Origin of the sequence: Bartonella sp. CL434QHHD, from assembly GCF_042195145.1 — a bacterium.
In the GTDB taxonomy this organism is placed as follows: Bacteria; Pseudomonadota; Alphaproteobacteria; order Rhizobiales; family Rhizobiaceae; genus Bartonella.
The window spans coordinates 197,413-211,183 of sequence record NZ_JBHINT010000034.1 but is presented as its reverse complement, the minus strand read 5'-3'; the positions used below and the strand labels follow the sequence as shown (position 1 = coordinate 211,183).

13 protein-coding genes are annotated in these 13,771 nt (G+C 35.9%); 7 read left to right on the top strand and 6 right to left on the bottom strand.

All coding sequences use genetic code 11. The annotated features are described in order from the left end of the window. Positions 1 to 544: 544 nt before the first annotated feature. From lspA to ihfB, 5 genes are all read right to left on the bottom strand, one after another. Positions 545 to 1,048, bottom strand: coding sequence for a signal peptidase II (lspA, locus tag ACFILN_RS05690; RefSeq protein ID WP_375630620.1), 504 nt, complete (start codon positions 1,046 to 1,048; stop codon positions 545 to 547). Next, a complete protein-coding gene (locus ACFILN_RS05685) occupies positions 1,038 to 1,892 on the bottom strand; it encodes a TrmH family RNA methyltransferase (RefSeq protein WP_375630618.1) in 855 nt (284 codons plus the stop codon). Before ACFILN_RS05685 ends, lspA begins: the two co-directional genes overlap by 11 nt. Before the next feature lie 2 nt (positions 1,893 to 1,894). Next, complete coding sequence (locus ACFILN_RS05680; RefSeq protein ID WP_375637260.1) at positions 1,895 to 2,827, bottom strand: class I SAM-dependent methyltransferase; 933 nt, start codon at positions 2,825 to 2,827, stop codon at positions 1,895 to 1,897. 173 nt (positions 2,828 to 3,000) lie between these two features. Further along, on the bottom strand, positions 3,001 to 3,297 hold the full coding sequence (locus tag ACFILN_RS05675; protein WP_273790185.1) for a lipopolysaccharide assembly protein LapA domain-containing protein: 297 nt from the start codon (positions 3,295 to 3,297) through the stop codon (positions 3,001 to 3,003). Positions 3,298 to 3,304: 7 nt separating this feature from the next. Further along, entirely contained in the window at positions 3,305 to 3,583 is a 279-nt protein-coding gene (gene ihfB, locus ACFILN_RS05670; protein ID WP_273790186.1) for an integration host factor subunit beta, read from the bottom strand. A gap of 183 nt (positions 3,584 to 3,766) precedes the next feature. On the opposite strand from ihfB, the gene lptC reads away from it, so the two are divergent. From lptC to rlmN, 6 genes are all read left to right on the top strand, one after another. Further along, the gene (gene lptC, locus ACFILN_RS05665) at positions 3,767 to 4,411 is read left to right on the top strand and encodes an LPS export ABC transporter periplasmic protein LptC (protein ID WP_273790187.1); all 645 of its coding nucleotides are present in this window, start codon (positions 3,767 to 3,769) and stop codon (positions 4,409 to 4,411) included. A gap of 76 nt (positions 4,412 to 4,487) precedes the next feature. Further along, positions 4,488 to 5,087, top strand: coding sequence for an LptA/OstA family protein (locus ACFILN_RS05660; protein WP_273790188.1), 600 nt, complete (start codon positions 4,488 to 4,490; stop codon positions 5,085 to 5,087). Between the two features lie 6 nt (positions 5,088 to 5,093). Next, positions 5,094 to 5,888 (top strand): LPS export ABC transporter ATP-binding protein, encoded by a 795-nt coding sequence (gene lptB, locus ACFILN_RS05655; RefSeq protein WP_273790190.1) that lies wholly within the window; start codon positions 5,094 to 5,096, stop codon positions 5,886 to 5,888. An 891-nt stretch (positions 5,889 to 6,779) separates the two neighbouring features. Further along, the gene (gene ptsN, locus ACFILN_RS05650; protein ID WP_273790191.1) at positions 6,780 to 7,244 is read left to right on the top strand and encodes a PTS IIA-like nitrogen regulatory protein PtsN; all 465 of its coding nucleotides are present in this window, start codon (positions 6,780 to 6,782) and stop codon (positions 7,242 to 7,244) included. Between the two features lie 1,842 nt (positions 7,245 to 9,086). Next, on the top strand, positions 9,087 to 9,590 hold the full coding sequence (locus ACFILN_RS05645) for an invasion associated locus B family protein (protein ID WP_273790192.1): 504 nt from the start codon (positions 9,087 to 9,089) through the stop codon (positions 9,588 to 9,590). Positions 9,591 to 9,632: 42 nt separating this feature from the next. Then, positions 9,633 to 10,859, top strand: a complete 1,227-nt coding sequence (gene rlmN / locus ACFILN_RS05640) for a 23S rRNA (adenine(2503)-C(2))-methyltransferase RlmN (protein ID WP_375654291.1) — start codon at positions 9,633 to 9,635, stop codon at positions 10,857 to 10,859. 779 nt (positions 10,860 to 11,638) lie between these two features. Here the strand turns inward: rlmN and ACFILN_RS05635 are convergent. After that, positions 11,639 to 12,280, bottom strand: a complete 642-nt coding sequence (locus ACFILN_RS05635) for a LysE family translocator (RefSeq protein ID WP_375630609.1) — start codon at positions 12,278 to 12,280, stop codon at positions 11,639 to 11,641. A gap of 171 nt (positions 12,281 to 12,451) precedes the next feature. Here ACFILN_RS05635 and ACFILN_RS05630 point away from each other — a divergent pair, with 171 nt between their 5' ends. Continuing rightward, positions 12,452 to 13,687: an argininosuccinate synthase gene (locus ACFILN_RS05630; RefSeq protein ID WP_375671057.1), complete on the top strand. Its 1,236-nt coding sequence runs from the start codon at positions 12,452 to 12,454 to the stop codon at positions 13,685 to 13,687. Positions 13,688 to 13,771 lie beyond the last annotated feature (84 nt).

Genomic DNA, 13,771 nt, shown 5'->3' with positions numbered 1-13,771 from the left:
AAGAGACAGGGTTTTTATGGATTCAACATGAACAGATTCCAAATAAAAGAGATTTAGGCTATTAAGGGCTTTTATTCAATATGAAAAAAGGTAATTTATATTTATAATCAATATGTTGCTTTAACAAGGTACCATTGAAAATAGTTGAAAAAATGTTTTTTATTAAACAATATATAAAATAAAAAAGGAGAGTTTTTAAACGAAGCACTTAAGAAAGGCTCTGTAAAAGCGATATCTGTAAAAACTAAAAAACATACGAAAAGCAATTGTTCTAATTAAATAAATGGAACTTTAAATGCTGTGAAATATCTCCTCAAAAATTATGATGTAGGACACATGGATAAAAAATATTGATTTCTATTTGAGTTCATTTCTTTTGCACTAACTAAGTGTAGAAATGTGAAGTTGAAAAGAAAGTAAGATCTTATCGTCCCATGAAGAGAAACACGTGAAATGACGAGCAACAAGAATTGATTAAGAAAAATCAATGCGTAATCAGACTTGTGATGATCAAAGCTCTCTGTTTTCTAAGGCAATGAACATATCAATGAGGAGATGTACTATTGGAATGACGCCTTCCTTTCATCCAAGTACGCAATTCTTCAATAAGGATGGCAATAACACCGAGAGTGATAAAACTATCTGCAAGGTTGAAAATAGCAAAATAAAAAATATCATCAATATGAAAAAGTATATAATCAGTGACATGATGAAAGCGAATACGATCAATGAGATTGCCGATGGCTCCTCCAATAATAAAAATAAGGCCAAAGCGCATTAAATACTTATTATATTCAGTATTTTTCCATAACCATAGAAGGAAGATAATCACAATGATCGTGATGGCGATGATTCCCCACTGAGAAAAGGAAGAAAAAAACGAAAATGCGATGCCAGAATTGCGCACATGATAAAGGGAAAGAAAAGGAATAAGCGAAATTTCTGTTCCTAAAGGCATATTGTGCATAACCCAGTATTTGACAGCTTGATCAAGTACTACTGTAAAAGCCAAGCCCAAGAGAAGAAAAGGGAGTGATTTACGAATCATGTTTTTCCTCACATGGTTCCAGTATTAAATAGGGGCGACGGATTTCATAAAGCATAACAGCTGTTGCTACAGCTAGATTAAGCGAGTCTGCTCGTCCGCTTTGTGGAATACGCGTAAGTTTATCACACCGATTCGTAAGAAGATCTGATAATCCCTGTTTTTCATTCCCCATTAAAAGGATAATAGGGCCATTTTTGAAGTCAAGTGTGCGATAATCCAGAGATCCTTTGAGGTGTGTTCCAACGATCATACCTTTAAAGTGAGAAGACCAGTTTAAAAAGGCGCTTTCATCAAAACGATAAAGTGGTACAGAGAAAATAGATCCCATGGTTGCACGGACCGTTTCAGGCGAGAAAGGGTCTGTTGTTTCACCAATTAAAATAACACCTTTAGCACCTACAGCATCAGCGGTTCGAATAATGGTACCAAGGTTTCCAGGATCACGCACACGATCAAGCGCGATGTAAACATCTTTAATCTGTCCTTTTATCATTTCAAAAGAGTGCCATTTTTGCTTGAAAATACCAATAACTGTTTGTGGGTTATCGCGTCGGGTAAGTGATTCCATAACTTTTTGTGAGGCTTTAATAACAAAACCACCGTTGGCTACAGCACGTGCGGCAGTATTTTCGATAGTAGCATTACCGATTTTACTTTTAGAAAAAATAAGCGTCTGTATTGTCCAGCCAAGATTGAGAGCATCAATGACCAATTTCAATCCTTCTGCCATGAAAAGACCTTCTCTATTACGGTTTTTCTTTTGGCTAAGTGCTTTAAGATCTTTTATGATGGGGTTGCTAAGAGAGGTAATTTCTTTCACTCTACCAGTTTTGGGTCTACACATATTCAAGCAATCCAACGGCTAAAAAGAGAAGTAGAAAGAGCACGTCCTGCAACTTCTTCACGCAAAATGAGTTCTCCTGATTCGACTGTACCACCAAGATTTACAAATGCATCACGCATTAAAGCATGAAGTGCAAAGAAGGAAGCACGAATAGAATAAGCTGTAAGGACAACAGAGAGCGGTTTATCAGAGAGAAGTTTACGACAATTTGTGATCATGGCGGGTAAATGATCAAACAGTTGCCAAATTTCACCATGGGGTCCACGCCCATAAGCAGGGGGATCAAGAAGAATCATATCATAGCTTTTTTTACGACGCAGTTCACGCTCGACAAATTTCATAGCATCATCGCAAATCCAGCGAATAGAATGATCTGGTAATCCTGCTCTTTCTTGATTAGCTTTTGCCCACGCAATGGCTTTTTTAGAAGCATCAACATGGGTAACATTCGCACCCGCTCGTGCTCCAATCAAAGAGGCAATACCTGTATAGCCAAAAAGATTCAACAATTTTATAGGGCGTTTGGCTTGAACAATTTGTTCTTCCATAGAGCGCCAATGGGCATCTTGTTCAGGAAAAACCCCCACATGACGAAAGGAAGTAAAACGGCCTAGAAAAGACAATCCATTCCAAGCAAGAGCCCATGTTTCATCAAGTGGCTTTTTAGGAAAATGCCAACGCCCAACCCCTTCTTCATCAAGGTTTCCTGTGAAAATAGCATCAACATCAGCCCATTGTTGTTGAGGTAAAGCGGGTTTCCATAGTGCTTGACCTTCTGGTCGAATAATGCGGTAAGCTCCATAACGTTCTAATTTTTGTCCATGACCAGAATCAATGAGAGCATAGTTTTCGCTTATACCCGTTTCTAAAATAAGGGGCAACTTTTCCTGCGGATATCTATTGTTATGGGAGGATTGAAAGTATTGTGCGGGCATGTTTTGTATCACGGTATATGAGGTATAAAAAGATGTTATAAAGCTCTTAAATGTTTCGTAAAAGTGCAAAAAAGCTAAAGTCAATTAAAACATGTATAAAAAAAGAAAAAGAGCACTTTTAACTCTGTACTGAATATAAAATACTAAAGAGAAAAGATTTCATTTAAATACCATTACACCAGATTTGTGATAGATGTTTTCAATTTTTCAATCTCGGCTTTACTTTTTTTGAGAGCTTTTTTGTATTTGTGATAGGAAAACCAACTTATCAGATTTCCTAATAAAATACCAAAACCAAAGAAAATAAAGAGCCATATAAAGAGGGGAGCATGATAAGTAAAACTTTCAGGATTTGCTCGAAAAGGATCAAGGGTTAACGGAACCATTTGACGATTAGCCACGATAAAAACAATCAAAACCGCTGCGAGAATCACACCGATACTTGTTAGAAGAATACGTTTAATTATCATAAGTTTCTCACTGATTAAGACGGTCGCGTAAATCCTTGCCAGTTTTAAAAAAAGGAATCCACTTTTCTTCAACAGAAACAGCTTCACCTGTTCGTGGATTACGTCCATTACGGGCTGAACGGCTTTTTACAGAAAAAGCTCCAAATCCACGAAGTTCAACGCGATTGCCATTTGCAAGTGCTGTTGCAATTTCCTCAAAAATAGCGTTTACAATATTCTCCACATCCCGTTGAAAAAGATGCGGGTTATGACGAGCGATAATTTGCACAAGCTCTGATTTTACCACAATAGCCTCACTTTCACACAAAAAAATTTTGTAATTGTGCACTCCATGCATATTACAATATATAAACGGATAAAAGCAAAATAAAATCAAGAAAAAACAAATTGCAAGAAACAAAATTTGAAAATACCTTCTATAAAGGTTATACAGATTAAAAATGCGGAGTATTTAAGAGATCAGGAGAGTATGTCCGTACACAATCATTATGAAGCCTTTTCAACGCAATCATCTTGTGGAGATGTTTTAAAAAAAGCATCCCGTCATTCGCGTCGCATTAGCATATTAAAAATCTTTTTACCTCTCTTAGCGTTGATTTCAGCGCTGGTTTTTTGCTGGTTTACGTTTTTCTTGGTTCCCATTACTTCTGATTCTATGCCTTTGAACAATGGAGAAAGTGGCGTGATGAATTTGACGATGCTCAATCCAAAATTAGAAGGGTATACGCGTGCTCATGAACCTTATTGGCTTAAAGCAGAAAAGGCATTTCAAGACCATACACACGCTGGAATGATTGGGTTGCAAAACATTACAGCTAGAGCATTTATGGGCCAACAAAGACAGATTTTTCTCGCAGCACAAGGGGGGGTTTACGATAACATTAATGGTTTTTTACAGTTGGACAAGCCATTCACCATTACGACGAATGATGGGATGATGGTACAATTTATGTCAGCTAGTATTAACTTATCCGAGGGACAGTTAAAAACAGATCAACGTGTTAATATTCAGCAAGCCGGTTTTCATCTTGCCGCAAACGCCTTACAAATTCGAGAAAAAGGAAAAAACATGTATTTCCATGGTGGAGTGCATTTAGTGCTTCAAAAGCAATAACGCAATATCAATACAAATCTTTAAAGGATATTTATAAAGAGAAGTATGTGTATATACAAACAAAAGAATTGAAATAATGAAATCGTACAAAAGATGGATAGGTGTGATGTTGGCTTTTAGCATGGGAATGTTAGGAGGAGGAGCAGTTTTAGGATATGCTGAAGTGGCCCATTTTGGAATAAGTCTATCAAGCGATAAAGAACCGGTAGAACTTCATGCAGATTCTTTGGAAATACGTGATAAAGAAGGGATAGCGCTTTTTAAGGGTGATGTTTCAGTGGTGCAAGGTGAACGTCTTTTAAGAACGGCAGAATTAGTTGTTTACTACGATAAAGCATATAAAGAAATTGATAAAACTCAGGAAAATACAAAGGTATCATCTGTTTCTTTATTTGGTTCGTCGAGTATACAAAAAATGGAAGCTTTAGGAAAAGTTTATATAAAAATTGCTACGCAAGTTGCTACGGGTGATAAAGGCGTTTTTGATGGAAAGTCAAAAATGATGAGTTTGACAGGGAATCATGTTGTGTTAACTGATGGTGACAATGTGGCAACGGGGTGCAAACTAACGGCAAATATGGAAAGCGGAAAGGCTTTTTTAGAAGGTTGTGAGACACCTAAGAAAAAAGGTCGTGTTTCTATTATTTTAAAACAAAATCAAAAGAATGGTCATTAAGATTTCATGTTTGGAATCAAAATAAAAAAACAGACCGATAGGTATAATCTTGAAAGTGAAGCTTCAAAAAACCCCTTAAAAGGGACCTTGATTGCCAGTAATTTGATTAAAGTTTATCGAGGAAGACGAACTGTTAATGGTGTTTCTTTTGGCATTCGTACGGGAGAAGCCGTTGGCATTTTAGGGCCCAATGGGGCAGGTAAAACAACTTGTTTTTATATGGTTACGGGGCTTATAAAATCTGATGGAGGATCCATTAAAATTGATGGATTTGATATTACGCATCTTCCGATGTATCGACGTGCGCGTTTAGGTATTGGATATCTTCCACAGGAAGCGTCTATTTTTCGTGGTCTTTCAGTAGAAAATAACATTAAAGCTGTTTTAGAGGTCGTTGAAAAAGATCGCCTTAAACAGCGTGAAGAGTTAGATAGCCTTTTACATGAATTTAAAATTGATCATTTACGTAAAATGTCTGCACTTTCGTTATCTGGAGGTGAACGTCGGCGACTTGAAATTGCGCGCGCTTTAGCTTCTCGTCCCCATTTTATGTTACTTGATGAACCATTTGCAGGAATTGATCCTATCGCTATTTTCGATATTCAACAACTTATTCGTCATTTAACGAAGCGTGGCATTGGTGTTTTAATAACGGATCATAATGTGCGTGAGACATTAGGGCTTGTCGATCGCGCTTATATTATTCATACAGGGCGGGTGTTAGTTCACGGTTGTCCTAACGATATTATCAACAACGTTGATGTACGCAGAATTTATTTAGGAAATCAGTTTTCTCTTTGATTTTACAGCTTTCACGAGTTTCCATTTAAGTTTAACCAAACATTATTACTGAAAATCTCCTTATTTATGCCAAAACTTCTTTTATGACTATAACCTTAGAATGTTTTTATTGAGTGGTGAAAAAAGCTTCATCATTAAAGAGTTAGTTTGTTTTTTTATAAGTTTAGCTTACTCATGATTGTATCATAGAAAAGATATCACTAGATTAACGTGATAATGAGTGATAAATGAAACTCTCAATAAATGCGTGTGTTATTGAAAGGTAAGAGATGTTTATCATATTTTTCTCTGTAATATATCGATGATGCTGGTTTAGGTATTTTAATAGGAGCGCCGGTTATTCAATAGGAGTTGTCGTATTTTATTGGTTTATATGGCCCTATTAAAAAATAGGAGCTTGACTACAGATATCAGGCTAAATCTATAAATCTTTTAAAATAACCATTAAATCTCTAAAAACCTTTATATTCTTGTTATAAGGCGGTGTTCAAGCTATACAGTAATTTTCAAAGTAAAGGTCCATTTTGCTCAGTATGCTTTTCATTTTAATTTAAGGGATCATTTTTAAGAAAAGAAAAACTCTGATAGCGAATTATACATCAATTCTTATGACAAGTTTAATAAATTTATGAATAATGACCTTTTCTAGAGTCGTAAGGAAATTAACTTTATGAACAACTTCATTTCTTTGTTTTCTCATGCCATTAATGAGGAGCTAAATACTATTTATTGTTGTGTTAAAAGTGATATGACATGTATTGAGTTATCATCCGTTATAAATTGAAAAATAAAAACACATGCGATGTTGCGAAAAGTGAAAGAACATTAAGTATCTATACCGTTTATAGGTTTATTGATGAGCATTTGAGCGTGTAAGAGGAAAATTAAAGTATGAATTTGAGTGAGTTAATAGCACCGGAAGCGATCATTCCGGCTCTTAAGGCTAATTCGAAAAAACAAGTTCTACAAATTTTAGCCGAAAAGGCTTCTAAGCTGACAGGTCTTAGTGAGCATGTAATTTTTGATGTTGTTTTGCAACGCGAGAAGCTTGGTTCAACGGGTTTGGGTGGTGGTATTGCGATTCCTCATGGGAAATTACCTGATATTGATCGGATTGTTGGTATATTTGCACGTCTTGAAAGTCCTGTTGATTTTGAAGCTCTCGATGACGAACCTATAGATCTCGTTTTTCTCCTTTTGGCACCTGAAAATGCTGGTGCAGATCACTTAAAAGCTTTATCTCAGATTGCACGTGTTTTGCGCCATGCTGATGTTGTGCAAAAGTTGCGCAATACGCATAATGCCAATGCGCTTTATGCTTTATTGATTCAAACTTCAGAATCAAATGCAGCTTAAAAGGTATTATGAGCGTATAAATTGCGAGGTATGCACCACAGAGCGTAGGAAATAATATAATTTGCATCTTAAGACTAATAACAAAAGGTTATGTCATGAGATTTAAAAAAAATCATTTCTAAGTGAACCTTCTTTTTAAAGAGCAAGCAACAAAAACGAAGGAGTTGTCCTTTCTTGTTCTCGTATATTAAAGCACCTAATTATTATGTTCATGGATTCTTTTATCCTGTTATACTGTAAAAACACTATCATTTGAGGTGTGGTGAGATAAATTCTGGAAATCTTCTTGATATATTAAGTGCTTTTAGAGTGCGTGGTAAATATTTTTAAGCAGGATTTGTCTGTAGAGCCTTTAGTTAAGTGAATCACATGAGTGGAAAGGCAAGGGGAACTCGACTCAACAAGAATCCAAACTTCTTATACACCAAATTGGGTTAAAAATCTTCACCCTCTGAGGGTGGGGAAGAAATCAATAGAAAACTTTATTCATGCATTGAATTTTTTTGTAAATTAAATTTTGGTACTTAGGGATAATATTATTAAGATTCAAGTAGAAAATAGGGGATATTGTATCCTGTGTGTGTCAATATATTGATTTATAAAGATAATTTACTGTTTTACATGTTGAATGAGATATCCGAATATCATAAGATTCCCTCATGCCGAACCTATTTATGTTGAATCAATCAAAACCATTCACTTACACGATTACAATTAAGGAAAGCCGTGTGGATAAGACTGTATAAGACAAGGAGTAAAAATGCTTCTTATGAACCGTCTCAAATGCCAAGGGCTGTAGCAATATTGGAAGCTGGCAAAGTGTGATTAAGTATGATTTAGATGTCAGCTGTTGTATAAAGCTCATACTAAAAAATAATTTTGTACGGTAAGAATGAAAACTATACCTTTAGGTTGGGTGAAAGAGTTTTTATGCATAAGAAGATTTATTCAAGTGTCTTTAATTGATTAAAATGTTGTTTAAAAAACGGTAATGTTAGAACTTCTATAGAAAAAAGTTTTATATTTCTTGTTATAAATTACTTAGAAATAAGATAAGAGAACTTGTCAAAAAATTCTTAAAACGTTTTTGGTAACAGGAAGAAAGGAATTGTCTAATACATTTAAAATAATATGTTTAAGCTATTATAAGCTACTAGAATCACTTTAGAACTTAAAAATTGGAGATGAAATATATAGGAAGAGTTAATAGGAGCAAAAGAAACAAAGTTACATGTAGTTGTTGAGACAAAATCTAAGTACTTTATGTTTCATGACCAATGTAGTGATAATAGTCTATTATTTTTTTAAGATATTTTGAAGATTATGAAAAGGCGATATGGGAACGATGTTGAATACGAAGTATGAATGCACTATAATGGATAAAAGGTGAGGTATTTACGAACATAAATGTATTGAATGTGTGAAGTCGAGAAGTGATATTCGCAAGGCTGTGAAATTTTTGGGGAGGTCAGGGTGTGTTTGCAAAATTTTGCAGCAGATTTCTTGTGATATTAAAGAGTATAGTTTATTTCTTAACAGAGTGGTAGTGTATTTTCATCTCGTTTTGAAGTTCTATTGCTTAAAGAAATCGTTTTTTATACAAAAACGAAATGAGTAGCATAAAATGAAAATGTTATTTTTTAATGTGGTTATTGAATAAGAAGTTTATATTTTGGTAACACCTAAAAGGTCACAATGAAACGTAGAGATCTATTTTAATTGGTGTGAAAATATTTTGCTTATTGGAAGAATTAGGACAGTGATACATGAGTATCGAGGTTTTTTTGAATTTTTCCAATGAAGAGAATCTTGTTAGAGACTAAAGAAGTGAGCTAAATAAAGATGTTTGAAAAGACTGTTATTGCTGCATCTGTAATGGTTCTGGTTACAGCTGGGGCAGCATGTGCACAAACGCCAAATCGTTTAAATCAATTTGAAGCATGGGGGGTCTATTCTTATAAATCGCCCCAAAATACGATTTGCTATGTGTTATCGGTACCTTTGAAGGCTCTTCCAACGACGGTTAATCATGGTGATAATTTTTTCTTAATTACCAAGCGTTCTCATTCACCTGTTTCGTTCGAACCGCAGTTTATGGCTGGTTATACGCTTCAAGAAGGATCGAGAGTGACAGTGACCATTGGAAATAAGGACTTTAATTTTTTCACGAAGGATTCCTCAGCTTGGTTGGCGTCATCAGAGCTAGAAAAGCAGCTTGTTTCTGCTATACGTGCTGGAAACAATATGACAGTGCAAGCGATATCAAAAAGAGGAACGCATACCACCTACACTTATTCCTTAAAAGGGGTCACTGCTGCATTAAACGCAGCTCAAAAGTGCCATTAAGGTTTCGATAACTTCTAAAATAGTGATGTGAATTGGAAAGCAATGGCCATTTCCTATGACCTTAGACCAGTTGGTTCATGTTTTGCACGAAAAACAGATAATGTGGTCGTGAAGGAGAGTTCTAAGCTCTCTTTAATTGGTTTGTCGCAAGATGAAATGATACAAGCTTTAAAGACAGTTGGTGTACCAGAGCATCAGACGCGTATGCGTATGCGTCAGCTTTGGCATTGGCTTTATGTGCGTGGTGTTTCAAATTTTGATGAGATGCTGAATATTTCTAAAGCAATGCAAGAAACACTTAAGTGTCATTTTTCCATTATGCGTCCAGAAATTGTTGGAGAACAAATATCAAAAGACGGTACACGTAAATGGCTTTTACGTTTTCCTGCACGTGGAGCTGGAAGACCTGTTGAAATTGAAACGGTTTATATCCCTGAAGAAGGACGCGGTACTTTATGTCTTTCATCGCAAGTAGGGTGTACGTTAACCTGCTCTTTTTGCCATACGGGAACGCAGATGCTTGTTCGTAATCTGACCGCAGAAGAGATTTTGGCACAACTATTGGTTGCACGTGATTGTTTGGGTGATTTTCCTGATAAGAATACCCCTGATGGAGCAATTGTTCCCATTGAAGGACGAAAAATTACCAATATTGTTATGATGGGAATGGGAGAACCTCTTTATAATTTTGAAGCTGTTAAAAAAGCTTTATTGATTGCCTCTGATGGCGATGGCCTTTCTTTATCAAAACGTCGAATTACGCTTTCAACTAGTGGGGTTGTTCCTGGAATTATCCGAACCGGAGAAGAAATTGGTGTTATGTTAGCAATTTCACTCCACGCAGTACACGATACACTAAGGGATATGCTTGTTCCCATTAATAAAAAATATCCGCTTGCTTTACTAATGGAGGCTTGCCGTAATTATCCTGGTCTTTCCAATGCAAAACGAATCACATTTGAATATGTTATGCTGAAAGATATCAATGATAGTTTAGATGATGCTAAGCGATTGATTCAGTTATTGAAAGGGATTCCTGCTAAGATTAATTTAATCCCTTTTAATCCGTGGCCAGGGAGTAATTATCAGTGTTCTGATTGGGAGCAAATCGAGCGTTTTGCTGATGTCGTTAATCAAGCGGGCTATGCTTCTCCTATTCGGATACCGCGTGGACGCGATATTTTAGCTGCATGTGGACAGCTTAAATCAGCTTCAGAGCGCTTACGTAAATCTGAACGGTTACGACTTGAAAATGCCATTGGTCATTAGTTAACGCAATTTTCAGCGATATCGAGGCCTATGCTTTTTTTCAGTAAATCATCATATAATAGCATGTGTGAGACAGAGATTAAGATAGATAAGTGCTAGACGAACAGTCTCAGCTTTTATATGCTAAATGGGGTAAGATATTGTCTATAGTCTGTTTGCATAATCTCTGAAATAAGAAGGAAGCCTAATTTAGAGGGAATATGAGGTCTTAAGGATTGTAACTAATTTCTACCTTATTATCATACTCTTTAATTCGGTTTTATGTCTTTTAAAAGCATCTACGGTAATATCTTTTAAAAAGTGGAGATGGTGCACTGCCTCATGCTTTTGTTTATTACGTTCTTTAATAAGATCACGCTTCACAAGCACAACAGAGGATCTAAAATATAAATACCATTGTGTTGTCCATTGATATGTTTTTTAGGTATCTCTGAGTGCACTCTTCATATCACGACAATGCCTGTGAAGAGTATAACAAAAAGGCTCTGTGAAATGTACTGTACTCCTACACCTTTATGTTTAATAAAGGTGTAAGTTGATACCACCATTCTATTTTTTAGCTCCCAATGTTGTAAACAGCTTTTGGCACTTAAGATGGTTCATAAGAGGTATTTTTATTCTTTTCTTAGACAGTTTTTATCCATACGAAAACTCCAGCTTCGCTTGTGATGTACAAAGGAAAGGTATTGTTTTATTCAACATAAACGGGTTTGAAATGAAAAAATCTTATAATATTTGTTTTTTTATTTAAATTAAAAGCGATACATTACACATATAAATCAATGTTTTGTAACGATAAGGAGATGGAGGGCAAAGCTGGTAAAAGTACCAGCAATAAGCCAGTCGAGAAAGCGAATATAAAGAGGGTTCTTTTTGAGAGTTTTGGTAAGTTTATGCGCTGTAAAAACGATTGCAATTGTAATGGGGAAAGAAATAGGAATATAAGAGAGTCCTAAAAAGAGCAATTTTTGTGTTGCCATAGGATCATTCGCATTGATAAATTGTGGTAAGAATGTCGCGTTAAAGAGTATAACTTTAGGATTGAGAAGATTAATTCCAATACCAGCAAGATAGTTACGTTTAGCGCTTTGAGATTTAGAAGATGTCTGTTCAAAGGAAAAAGTGGGGTTTCTCCGTAACGCTTGAAAGGAAAACCATAAAAGATAAAAGGCGCCAACAATTTTCAGAAGAACAAAAGTATGTGGTGCAGCAAAAATAAGCGCTGATAAGCCAAGTGCTACAGCGGTAACCTGAATGGCAAACCCTGTTGCACTACCCAAGGCGCACATAATTCCAGCTTTTTTGCTTTGTGTAATGGTTCGTCCTACAGAAAGCATCATATCTGGTCCTGGAATAAGTGCTAAAATCAACGATGCTAAAGCAAATTGTACAACAATAGACCACTCCGGTAGAAATGACACGTAAATCTCCTTTTATTTTTAAGCAGTGTTCACTATTTATACTTTGAGGCACCTTTATTTACGCTTTTTACGTCTTTTTAATGTTGCTTAAAAAGAATTTATTTTTATATTTCTTGTATCGTTTTGATTTTTGGGTAGAAATAAAAAAAGTAGCTCATATAGAACGTTAAAATGAAAAAGTGGCAAAATATTAGAAAAGTTGTTTTGGCTTATTCAGGTGGATTGGATACGTCAATTATTCTTAAATGGTTGCAAAGTACGCTAGGCGTTGAAGTTGTAACTTTTACAGCAGATTTGGGGCAGGGGGAAGAGCTGGAACTTGCTCGTCGTAAAGCTGAAATGCTAGGTGTTAAAGAAATTTATATTGAAGATTTGCGTGAAGAATTTGTGCGTGATTTTGTTTTTCCGATGTTTCGAGCCAATACCATTTATGAGGGGACTTATCTTTTAGGAACATCAATTGCACGTCCACTTATTTCAAAACGCCTTATTGAAATTGCTGAGGAAACAGGGGCTGATGCCATTGCTCATGGGGCAACAGGAAAAGGCAATGATCAGGTACGCTTTGAGCTTTCCGCTTATGCGCTTAATCCTGATATAAAGATTATTGCTCCATGGCGTGATTGGGATTTTAAGAGTCGGACAGATCTCTTTGAATTTGCTCGTATTCATCAAATTCCTGTAGAAAAGGATAAGCAAGGTGAAGCGCCTTTTTCAGTGGATGCAAATTTATTGCATTCTTCATCAGAAGGAAAGATTTTAGAAGATCCAGCACTTCCTGCTCCTGAATATGTCCATATGCGTACTCTTTCGCCGGAAGATGCTCCAGATCAAGCAACCAGAATTACTCTTGGCTTTAAAAAAGGCGATGCTGTTTCAATCAATGGAAAAAATTTATCTCCTGCAACTTTACTTGCAGAATTAAATCATTATGGGCGCGATAATGGTATTGGTCGGTTAGATTTGGTAGAAAATCGCTTTGTGGGTATGAAATCGCGGGGTATTTATGAAACACCAGGTGGAACCATTCTTTTGACGGCTCACAGAGCGATAGAATCTTTAACACTAGATCGTGGTGCAGCTCATTTGAAAGATGAATTGATGCCACGTTATGCAGAACTCATTTATTATGGATTTTGGTTTTCGCCGGAACGTAAGATGTTGCAGGCAGCTATTGATTTATCTCAAGAACATGTTGAAGGTGAAGTCACGTTAAAGCTTTATAAGGGGAATGTAATTATTGAAGGGCGCCAAAGTAAAAAATCACTTTATTCTAGTGAGTTGGTAACTTTCGAGGATGATCAAGGTGTTTATGATCAAAGAGATGCAACTGGTTTTATTAAATTAAATGCTCTACGTTTGCGTACATTAGCAATGCGTCATCAAGGTGATAAAGAAAAGAAATAGAAAATTACGGTGACAAGTGTAATATGGATTAGTGCTTTTGTATGAAATGCCTAGTTTAAGCATTTTTCTGTTGGTTTTTACCGT

What these genes read in the sequence shown, in the direction of transcription:
- lspA (WP_375630620.1), bottom strand. Translation starts at nt 1,048, where the DNA reads ATGATTCGTAAATCACTCCCTTTTCTTCTCTTGGGCTTGGCTTTTACA.
- ACFILN_RS05685 (WP_375630618.1), bottom strand. Translation starts at nt 1,892, where the DNA reads ATGTGTAGACCCAAAACTGGTAGAGTGAAAGAAATTACCTCTCTTAGC.
- ACFILN_RS05680 (WP_375637260.1), bottom strand. Translation starts at nt 2,827, where the DNA reads ATGCCCGCACAATACTTTCAATCCTCCCATAACAATAGATATCCGCAG.
- ACFILN_RS05675 (WP_273790185.1), bottom strand. Translation starts at nt 3,297, where the DNA reads ATGATAATTAAACGTATTCTTCTAACAAGTATCGGTGTGATTCTCGCA.
- lptC (WP_273790187.1), top strand. Translation starts at nt 3,767, where the DNA reads ATGTCCGTACACAATCATTATGAAGCCTTTTCAACGCAATCATCTTGT.
- ACFILN_RS05660 (WP_273790188.1), top strand. Translation starts at nt 4,488, where the DNA reads ATGAAATCGTACAAAAGATGGATAGGTGTGATGTTGGCTTTTAGCATG.
- lptB (WP_273790190.1), top strand. Translation starts at nt 5,094, where the DNA reads ATGTTTGGAATCAAAATAAAAAAACAGACCGATAGGTATAATCTTGAA.
- ptsN (WP_273790191.1), top strand. Translation starts at nt 6,780, where the DNA reads ATGAATTTGAGTGAGTTAATAGCACCGGAAGCGATCATTCCGGCTCTT.
- ACFILN_RS05645 (WP_273790192.1), top strand. Translation starts at nt 9,087, where the DNA reads ATGTTTGAAAAGACTGTTATTGCTGCATCTGTAATGGTTCTGGTTACA.
- rlmN (WP_375654291.1), top strand. Translation starts at nt 9,633, where the DNA reads ATGGCCATTTCCTATGACCTTAGACCAGTTGGTTCATGTTTTGCACGA.
- ACFILN_RS05630 (WP_375671057.1), top strand. Translation starts at nt 12,452, where the DNA reads ATGAAAAAGTGGCAAAATATTAGAAAAGTTGTTTTGGCTTATTCAGGT.